This is a genomic window from Streptococcus alactolyticus (assembly GCF_042649785.1).
Classification (GTDB): Bacteria; Bacillota; Bacilli; order Lactobacillales; family Streptococcaceae; genus Streptococcus; species Streptococcus alactolyticus.
In genome coordinates this window covers 21,179-27,482 of record NZ_JBHRZX010000031.1, presented here as the reverse complement: position 1 = coordinate 27,482, position 6,304 = coordinate 21,179, and the positions used below count along the sequence as shown (strand labels likewise).

5 protein-coding genes are annotated in these 6,304 nt (G+C 40.1%); 4 read left to right on the top strand and 1 reads right to left on the bottom strand.

What is annotated here, in order from left to right; all coding sequences use genetic code 11:
- Window positions 1–158 precede the first annotated feature (158 nt).
- Window positions 159–2,330 carry an LTA synthase family protein gene (locus ACFORE_RS06620; protein WP_269725499.1) on the bottom strand — a complete coding sequence of 724 codons (2,172 nt, stop codon included), beginning with the start codon at window positions 2,328–2,330 and terminating at the stop codon, window positions 159–161.
- 135 nt (window positions 2,331–2,465) lie between these two features.
- Between ACFORE_RS06620 and ACFORE_RS06615 the strand changes: the two genes are divergently transcribed.
- From ACFORE_RS06615 to aroB, 4 genes are all read left to right on the top strand, one after another.
- Complete coding sequence (locus tag ACFORE_RS06615) at window positions 2,466–3,629, top strand: class I SAM-dependent rRNA methyltransferase (RefSeq protein WP_154455139.1); 1,164 nt, start codon at window positions 2,466–2,468, stop codon at window positions 3,627–3,629.
- Window positions 3,626–4,303 carry a type I 3-dehydroquinate dehydratase gene (gene aroD / locus ACFORE_RS06610; RefSeq protein WP_269725498.1) on the top strand — a complete coding sequence of 226 codons (678 nt, stop codon included), beginning with the start codon at window positions 3,626–3,628 and terminating at the stop codon, window positions 4,301–4,303. Before ACFORE_RS06615 ends, aroD begins: the two co-directional genes overlap by 4 nt.
- The gene (locus ACFORE_RS06605) at window positions 4,293–5,162 is read left to right on the top strand and encodes a shikimate dehydrogenase (RefSeq protein ID WP_380435067.1); all 870 of its coding nucleotides are present in this window, start codon (window positions 4,293–4,295) and stop codon (window positions 5,160–5,162) included. The genes aroD and ACFORE_RS06605 overlap by 11 nt, the downstream gene beginning before the upstream one ends.
- Window positions 5,163–5,239: 77 nt before the next feature.
- Window positions 5,240–6,304: a 3-dehydroquinate synthase gene (gene aroB, locus ACFORE_RS06600; RefSeq protein WP_293963395.1), complete on the top strand. Its 1,065-nt coding sequence runs from the start codon at window positions 5,240–5,242 to the stop codon at window positions 6,302–6,304.

Genomic DNA, 6,304 nt, shown 5'->3' with positions numbered 1-6,304 from the left:
AGACACCACTACTTTAACATAAAAGAAAAAGTAGAGAGTACTTTCTCCCGTCGGAGATTTTCTCACTACTAATCTTAGTATGTTTTTGCTATTTTTTGGAATATAAGAATAAAAAAGCTCTTACTCCTAAATAGGAGTAAGAGCTTTTTGGTGTGGTATCATTCTGATGACGAGGCTTCTGTTGATGATGATTCAGAACTTGTTGTGCTAGTTGAGCTTTCGTGAAGTTGCATGTAGCTAGGTGCTTTGAACAAGTCTGCTGTTGATTTGTTGCCGTTTTGGCTATATAGACTGGTTGAATCGTCGCCCAGTTTTTTCTCAATAGCTTTCAAATCTTTAAGCGAATGTGTATATGAAATTGATGACGCATCAACTGTTTTAAGACCAGTGTCTTTATCATAACGTAACAGGTCACCTGTTTGAATCTCGTCGCTGATAGCTAATTGCTCAGCTGCCGCATCACGAATTTTCTTCGTGGCTTCGACGGTATTTTCATCAGGGTTAGTGATTTCTTCGCCAGTTGCGGTGTAATAAAGGTGTCCACCGTAGCTAGTATAGGTTGGTGTGATGTAGTAACCAGATGTTCTAAGAGCAACGATTTGATTGTTCTCAGGTGAGAGCAAATCTTGTCCAAGTTCAACAAAGTGGCTGGTATCAACACCAAGCAAGTGAAGAAGTGTTGGTAAAGCATCAACTTCACCGCCATAAGTATCACTAATGAAACCATCAGTATAACCAGGAATATGAATCATGAACGGAACACGTTGCAACATGGCATTGTCGTATTCGGTCCACGTTTCTGAATCCTTGCCAAGCAATGGTGCTAAGCTTGGATTACGTGAATTAGAGATACCGTAGTGGTCTCCGTAAAGAACAACGATAGTATTATCATATAAACCAGATGCTTTTAAGTAATTGAAGAAGGCTTCAACAGAAGCATCAAGGTAGTTGGCAGTGGCGAAGTAGCCGTTAATGGTTTCGTCATCGGTTTTAGCGAGTGGGAAACCTTCTTCGTCAGATTCGCCATTTAAGCTAGTATAAGGATAATGGTTACTTACGGTAATGAATTTCGTATAGAATGGTTGTTGCATATGCTCAAGGTATTTGATTGAGTCTGCAAACATATACTTATCATTTAGACCGTATTGGAAGGAGTTTTTATCGGTTTGTTCTTGGAAATAAGAAGAATCAAAGAAATAATTGTAACCCCATTGTTTATAAGCGTTGTTACGATTCCAGAAAGAACCGACGTTTCCGTGGAATACGGCGCTGGTGTATCCGCCAGTTTGTGCCAAGATAGATGGAGCGGCATAAGCGGTATTGTCACCACCGTAGTTAACCATGTAAGAACCGCTGCTCAGTCCAAAGAGTGAGGTTTCCATCAACGTTTCGGCATCGGATGTTTTACCAGCCTTAACTTGGTTAAAGAAATTAGCAAATGAAATGGTTGATTTTGAATGGTAAAGCGAGTTTAAAAATGGTGTGACTTCGTAGGATTGCCCATCAACATCTAACTTGTAGTCAATCAGAAATTGTTGGAAACTTTCCAAATGCAGCACGATAACATTCTTGCCTTTGGCGATACCAAAGTATTTAGGATCGGGAGCGGCGTAATGCTCTTTGACATAATCTTCTACCTTGACCAAATCATCAGCAGTAGCTTCTCTTCGTTCTTTTTCAGCACGGTAGGTTTGATTGGCACTATAAACGGTGAACGATGGCAAACCTAAGGCTCGAACGACATAAACGTTTGAAAAACCACGTGTGAGCAACTCAGGACGGTCAATTTCTGCCATAAAGAGGTTAATTGAAAAGAGCAACCCTGAAAGTGCTGTAATCGCAAAACTTGCTCTCTTGTTAAATGGACGCGGGTCCATGCTGATTTTCTTCGTCGCAAAAAGCGTAATAAGAATAATATAATCTAGAATATAAACAATATCCCAGACACGCAGTAAGTTAATAGCAGAATCCCCTAGACCAGCCGACACCTTGCTACTTGCTAGCATGGCACTGACGGTAATAAAGTCAGAGAATTCACGGAAATAAATGACATTAGAAATGAGTAGGATATTTAAAATCGTGTAAGTAATCCAACTCACAATATAAAAGGTTCGGGTTCGTTTGATATAAAGGCTTAACCCTAATAAGAACAAACCAAATGGGATGGGATTTAAAATGGATAGGATAACTTGATAGAAATTTCCTAAATCAAGGGTAAAATCAATATGATAAGCCCACATGGTTTTTAGCCAATAAAGCAATAAAAGTGTTAAAATGAATCCCAAACGTGTACTCAACACGTGTGAGATAACCTGTTTCAATTTTTTCACTGTAGGAACTTCCTTTTTTTATTTTTCCTAAAGACAAAATCTCAGTTAAGATTATAACATAAATTTATTTTAGGGAGCCAGAAGAAATGCAAAAAATAGTAGGAAAACGCACAAAATTTTGATATAATAAGCTTTATGAATAAACTATATGTAGGCTCTTCTACAGAAAAAAAAATAAAACGTGGGGTTCAGCTTTTAGATGATAAAGATTGTTATCAGGCTAAAGGCGATGACCAGTTGGTGGGGCTTTATAATCAATCGCACCAGTTTTTAGGGACAGCTTATCTTTCTCGACAAAATAAGGGGCGTGGTTGGTTCTTGAGCCCTAAAAAAGTAACACTAACGGAAGCTTATTTTTTTAATCTGTTTCGAATAGCCAAAGAACGGCGTCAACCGTTTGAAAATTCTGATTTTACGACATCTTATCGGCTATTTAACCAAGATGGAGATAATTTTGGTGGTATAACGGTTGACCGTTATGCTGATTTTGCTGTATTCTCATGGTACAATCCCTTTGTTTACCAACACCGTGACACGATTGTGAAGGCTTTTCAACAAGCTTATCCTGAAATCAAGGGCGGTTATGAGAAAATTCGATTCAAAGGGTTGAATTATGAATCAGCTCACCTTTACGGCCAAGAAGCACCAAGCCATTTTACTATTTTGGAAAATGGGGTTAAGTACAGTGTTTTCATGAATGACGGTTTGATGACAGGTATCTTTTTGGACCAACATGATGTTCGCAATGCCTTGATTAACGAGCTGGGTTTGGGAAAACGTGTCTTAAATATGTTTTCTTACACAGCAGCTTTTTCCGTTGCGGCAGCCATGGGTGGTGCTGTTGAAACCACGTCTGTGGATTTGGCCAAACGTTCTCGTGAACTCTCAAAAGCGCATTTTGAGAGCAATGGATTGGATTTAGCAGCTCACCATTTTGTGGTCATGGATGTTTTTGAGTATTTCAAATACGCTAAACGTAAGCACTTGACCTTTGATGTTATTGTTATCGACCCACCAAGTTTTGCCCGTAATAAAAAGCACACTTTTTCGGTCGCTAAAGATTATCATCGACTTATTAGTCAAGCTTTAGACATTCTAGCAGATGACGGCATCATTATTGCCTCTACCAATGCGTCAAATGTCTCAGTAGCACAGTTCAAAAAGCAATTGGAAAAGGGCTTTGCTTCTGTTAAGCATGACTACCTCCGCTTACAACAATTGCCAAGTGATTTCACAGTCAACGAGGCAGACGCTGTTAGCAATTATTTGAAAGTATTTACAATAAGGGTTAAAAAATGAAAATAGTAGTACCTATAATGCCTAAAAGTTTAGAAGAGGCCCAGAATATTGACGCTTCAAAATTTGAAGGAGCTGATATTATCGAATGGCGTGCGGATGTTTTGAAAAAAGACGACATTATGACCGTTGCCCCAGCTATCTTTGAAACCTTTGCAGGCAGAGAAATTCTTTTTACGATTCGTACCGATAAAGAAGGCGGTCAGATGCAAATATCTGATGAGGATTATGTTGCCTTGTTAAAAGACATCAATGCCATTTATCATCCAGATTACATTGACTTTGAGTATTTCTCACATAAAGCAGCTTTTCAGGAAATGTTAGAGTTTTCAAATCTGGTTTTGTCTTACCATAATTTTGAAGAAACACCTGAAAATCTTATGGCTTCGTTTTCTGAGTTGACAGCTTTGGCACCGCGCGTGGTTAAGATTGCCGTGATGCCAAACAGTGAACAAGATGTTTTGGATTTGATGAATTACACTCGTGGGTTTAAAACCTTAAACCCAGAGCAAGAGTATGCCACCATGTCAATGGGCAAACTCGGCCGTTCGTCACGTCTTGCGGTGGATGTTTTTGGGTCATCTTGGTCTTTTGCTTGCCTAGACCAAGTTAGCGCACCAGGACAAATCGCCTTACAAGATTTGCGACATATCAGGGAGGTACTTAATGAAAATTGATGGATACACGCGGTTAGCAGCGGTGGTTGCAACTCCAATTAAGCACTCTATTTCACCATTTATCCATAATTATGCCTTTGATAAGACAGGTGTCAATGGGGTGTATGTGGCTTGGGATATTCCAGAAGCAGACCTCAAAGTAACCTTGGAAAATGTCAAACGCTACGATATGTTTGGTGTCAATATTTCCATGCCCTACAAACAAAAAGTCATTCCTTACATGGATGAATTGACAGACTCGGCACAATTGATTGGTGCGGTTAATACGGTTATTCATCGTGACGGCAAATTGATTGGGCACAACACTGATGGCATTGGCTTCTTTAGAAGTTTAGCGACTTTTGCTGATTTTGATGTCAAAGATAAGACCATGACCATCCTTGGAGGTGGCGGAGCAGCAACGGCGCTTATTGCACAAGCCGCACTTAATGGCGCTCGTCACATTAACATTTTCAACCAAACAGCTTTTTTAGAAGCAACACGTCAAAAAGCACAAGAATTAGCAGATAAAAAGGGCGTATCTATTGACGTTTACCCTGTTGAGGATGTTTCTTTGATTCAAGAGAAGGTTTTGGCATCGCAATTATTTGTGAACGCGACAAGCGTGGGAATGGACGGCATATCAATGCTTATCGCAGAAGATTTCACCTTCCCAGAAGGTATTCTGGTAGCAGATACCATTTACCAACCTTTTGAAACGCCATTTTTAGCCTTGGCACGCCGTCAAGGATTAACAGCGTTAAATGGTTTGGGTATGCTTTTGTTCCAAGCAGCTGAAGCCTTTGAATGTTGGACGAGAGAAACCATGCCAACTGCTGAAATTTGGTCAGCGCTTGAAGAAAAATACAATACAAAATAAGAATAACAGGGCTGAAATTTGGTCAGCGCTTGAAGAAAAATACAATACAAAATAAGAATAACAGGTAGGTGACGCGTATGAAACTAAATGTTAATCTTCCAACCCCTTACGATATTGTGATTGAAAAGGGTGCCCTAGCAAAAGCGGGTGATTGGGTGGCGACATTGTGGCAACCACAAAAAATTGCTATTATCACGGACAATCGTGTGGGCAGTTTATATGCTGAAACAGTTAAATTAAGCCTTGAAAATGCTGGTTTTGAAGCTATTGTCTTTGATTTTTTAGAAGGTGAAGCGTCTAAAAATCTTAAGACAGTCAATAAGGCTTATGAATTTCTTGTTAAACACGAGATGACTCGCAGTGATGGCATCGTTGCTCTAGGTGGCGGTGTTGTTGGTGATTTGGCTGGTTTTGTCGCGTCAACTTATATGCGTGGAATTCATTTCTTGCAAATACCAACGAGTTTGACAGCTCAAGTGGATTCATCTATTGGTGGCAAGACAGGCGTCAACACATCTTTTGCGAAAAATATGGTCGGGACATTCACCCAACCTGATGGGGTTTTAATTGATCCTGAAACTCTCCAAACCCTCGGAAAACGTGAACTTATCGAAGGTATGGGAGAGGTTATCAAGTACGGATTGATTGATGATGTGGAACTTTGGGAAGAACTGTCTGCAATGGATGGTTCGCCTGAGAGCATTTTGGCCCATGCTGAAAGCATTATCTACCGTTCTTGTAATGTGAAACGCAGGGTTGTTGTTGAGGATGAGTTGGATAATGGTGTCCGCCTTTACCTTAATTTTGGTCATACCATTGGTCATGCGATTGAAGCAACCGCTGGTTATGGCAAAGTCATGCACGGTGAAGCAGTCGCGATTGGTATGGTGCAAATCTCTCGTGTGGCTGAGAAAAAAGGCTTGATGCCACAAGGCATTACCCAAGCTATTGAGAACATGTGCCAAAAATTTGGCTTGCCAACGGATTACCAACCTTGGCAGGTTGATGAGCTTTATAATGCTTTAAAACATGACAAGAAAGCTCGCGGACACATGATTAAGACAGTCATTGTTCCTGAATTGGGGCGTGCAGCCATCAATCAGATACCACTTGAAGAGATGAAAGCGTATTTGGAGAAATAA

What these genes read in the sequence shown, in the direction of transcription:
- ACFORE_RS06615 (WP_154455139.1), top strand. Translation starts at nt 2,466, where the DNA reads ATGAATAAACTATATGTAGGCTCTTCTACAGAAAAAAAAATAAAACGT.
- aroD (WP_269725498.1), top strand. Translation starts at nt 3,626, where the DNA reads ATGAAAATAGTAGTACCTATAATGCCTAAAAGTTTAGAAGAGGCCCAG.
- ACFORE_RS06605 (WP_380435067.1), top strand. Translation starts at nt 4,293, where the DNA reads ATGAAAATTGATGGATACACGCGGTTAGCAGCGGTGGTTGCAACTCCA.
- aroB (WP_293963395.1), top strand. Translation starts at nt 5,240, where the DNA reads ATGAAACTAAATGTTAATCTTCCAACCCCTTACGATATTGTGATTGAA.